This window comes from Terriglobus sp. YAF25 (assembly GCF_052113305.1).
GTDB lineage: Bacteria > Acidobacteriota > Terriglobia > Terriglobales > Acidobacteriaceae > Terriglobus.
In genome coordinates, this window is sequence record NZ_JBFRCY010000613.1 from 1 (window position 1) to 2,862 (window position 2,862).

Here is a 2,862-nt window from a genome sequence, read left to right on the forward strand (position 1 = left end):
ACACTGAACTTCGACGCCGCAGCCGTCGCCGCCAAGCGGTTTGAGACTGCCGGTTCAGCTATTCGCAGCCGGCAGAACAGCGTCAGCGGCAACCCGAAGGCGCTGAATGACAACCTGCGGGCTGTCGAAGGCGCCTTCATCTCGTCGCAAGGCCTGCCCAACCGCCCCTGGTACAAGCACGTCATCTACGCTCCCGGCGAGTACACCGGCTATGCTGCAGTGGTGATTCCGGGAGTGAATGAGGCGATGGAAGGCGGCATCAACAACAAACCGGACGCCGCAGTGGCCCAGGCACAGCTCGGAGTCCTGACCGAAGCCCTCAACCAGGCCGCACAGATTCTGGAAGGCGCTGCCCACTGATGACGGCTCGTCGCCTCGTCCCCGCTGCTGCCCTGCTGTTGTCTCTGCTGACGACTGCATGCCGGCATGAGCAGAGTGCGGCAACGGCTGAACCAGGCTTCCGTTTTGAGCCACAACCGCATCAGCTCCCGTTTGCGCTGATGCGGCCAGTCGTAGCCTCCGCGGTGAACGGAGACCTCTATCTCCTTGGGGTCGACCGTTCGCAAGGCGGATCGAAGCTCGCACTGACAACCAGCAACGACGCGGGCGACCACTGGGGCCAACCGGCCGTACTCAACGCCGCAGGAACCATGGTCTCCACTGCAGCGGAAAATGCACCGCAGATTGCTGCACGCGGCATGTACGCCTATGCCCTGTGGCAACAGCATGATGAGGCAGGCGCTACGACCCTGCAGTTTGCCCGCACCTCGCCCGGCATGGCGCACATGCCGCCGCATCTCGTCTCACCTGTCGATAAACCCGCGGGAGATATAAGCTATACAGGCTTTGCCAGCTTCACGGTCGCTCCTAACGGCGACATCTACGCAGTGTGGCTCGACGGCCGCTCACCGGCTTCGGCCCCCGGAACCTTCTCCGTCTATCTGGCGCGATCGACCGACAAGGGTATGACCTTCCAGCCCAACGTCCGTGTGGCAGATCTCTCCTGCCCCTGCTGCCGTCCGTCGGCTGCGGTTGCGGCAGATGGCACCGTGTATGTGGTCTACCGGCACGTCTACGATGACAATGAGCGGGATATTGCCCTCGTCAGCTCACATGACGGCGGACAACACTGGAGCGCCCCGGTTCGCGTCTCAACCGACCGGTGGAAGCTGTTCGGCTGCCCGGAGTCCGGTCCGGTGATCGCCATTCAGCACAACAACCCGGTCGTTAGCTGGTATACCGCTTCGGAGCAGAAACCGGGCATTCGCCTGGCCACCTCATCCGACGGAGGAAAGATCTTTAAATCCGCCAAGCCCGTGAGCGAAGGGATCCTTTCGGCCAACCATCCCTATCTCTCACAGCGCGAGGACGGCTCCATCGCCGTCTCCTTCTCAGGGCGCGCCGCCGGACAGACCGGCGAATGGTCTCCCCTCGTCCCATATCTCTATAGCGTCTCAGCCGGAGGCGCCATCTCACGTACCTCTGCGCTGCCTTCTGTCGCATCGGGAGGCCGGTATCCCACTACATCCCTCGGTCAGGATGGCTCGGTTTATCTCGCCTGGTCCACGGAAGACGAACAGCCGAAGACCTTTCTCGCCCGCGCCACCGTCCGCTGATTTTGCAACTTTCGGTGTATCCCTATGGCCCGGTTCAGGGATAACGATTCTGCGAGAAAGCAGCGAAGATGTTTGTAGAAGGAATAACCGGCATGCCTCATACCCTCATTTTCGGTGTTGCGCTTCTTGCCCTGGTCTGGGTACCAGTTTTAGTCGTTCGGCCCGAGGTTAGTCCGGAGAATGAAATTTAACTGAAAACCATTGCAGTAGAAAGGGCCGCTCCGAATCGGAAGCGGCCCTTCTTTTATGTTCGCGAGAGGCTTATCCCCGCAGAGCCATCTGCTCGGTCACGATCTGCGTGAGGTCGTTCTTCTTCAGACCGTGAACCTCTTCGTTGTACTTATCCACCTTGCTGGACCAGTTCATGGAGCAGAACTTCGGACCGCACATCGAGCAGAAAGCAGCTTCCTTGTAATAGTCATCCGGTAGCGTCTCGTCGTGCATCGAACGAGCCGTATCCGGATCAAGCGACAGCGCAAACTGCTTATCCCAGTCGAAGGTATAACGGGCGTGGCTGATGGCGTCGTCGCGGTCGCGGGCGCCTGGACGATGCCGTGCGATATCAGCAGCATGCGCTGCGATCTTGTAGGCGATGATGCCGTCCTTCACGTCCTTCTCGTTCGGCAGSCCCARGTGCTCCTTCGGMGTGACGTAGCAGAGCATCGCAGCGCCGTGCCAGCCAATCATGGCAGCACCGATGGCTGAGGTGATGTGGTCATAGCCGGGAGCGATATCCGTCACCAGGGGTCCGAGCACGTAGAACGGAGCTCCGTGGCAGAGCTCGACCTCCTTGTCGACCTGCTCCTTGATCTTGTCCATCGGAACGTGACCGGGACCTTCGATCATGACCTGCACATCGTCCTTCCAGGCCTGCTGCGTCAGCTCGCCCAGTGTCTTCAGCTCGGCAAACTGCGCCTCATCGCTGRCATCGGCCACGGAACCAGGACGCAGACCGTCGCCTAGCGAGTAGCTGACATCGTACTTCGCCAGCAGCTTCGTGATGCGATCGAAGTTCTCATATAGGAAGTTCTGCTTGTGATGCGAGGTCATCCACTGCGCCAGAATGGCGCCACCGCGGCTCACAATGCCGGTAATGCGCTTGGAGACCATCGGGACGTACTGGATCAGAACGCCGGCATGGATGGTGAAGTAGTCCACACCCTGCTGCGCCTGTTCCTCGATCACCTCCATGTACAGATCGATGCTCAGATCTTCGACCTTCTTCACCCGGCTCAGCGCCTCATAC

Annotated in this window: 3 protein-coding genes; 2 read left to right on the forward strand and 1 reads right to left on the reverse strand. The window is 60.2% G+C overall.

Translation table 11 applies throughout. From position 1 onward, the window contains the following. Both AB4043_RS21120 and AB4043_RS21125 read left to right on the forward strand, forming a co-directional pair. Positions 1-360, forward strand: a 360-nt coding sequence (locus tag AB4043_RS21120) for a transferrin receptor-like dimerization domain-containing protein (RefSeq protein WP_442307993.1), incomplete at its 5' end; no start/stop codon positions are given. Continuing rightward, on the forward strand, positions 360-1,616 hold the full coding sequence (locus AB4043_RS21125; RefSeq protein ID WP_442299173.1) for a sialidase family protein: 1,257 nt from the start codon (positions 360-362) through the stop codon (positions 1,614-1,616). The genes AB4043_RS21120 and AB4043_RS21125, both read left to right, overlap by 1 nt. A 261-nt stretch (positions 1,617-1,877) precedes the next feature. Here AB4043_RS21125 and thiC read toward each other — a convergent pair. Further along, positions 1,878-2,862, reverse strand: a 985-nt coding sequence (gene thiC, locus AB4043_RS21130) for a phosphomethylpyrimidine synthase ThiC (protein WP_442307994.1), incomplete at its 5' end; no start/stop codon positions are given.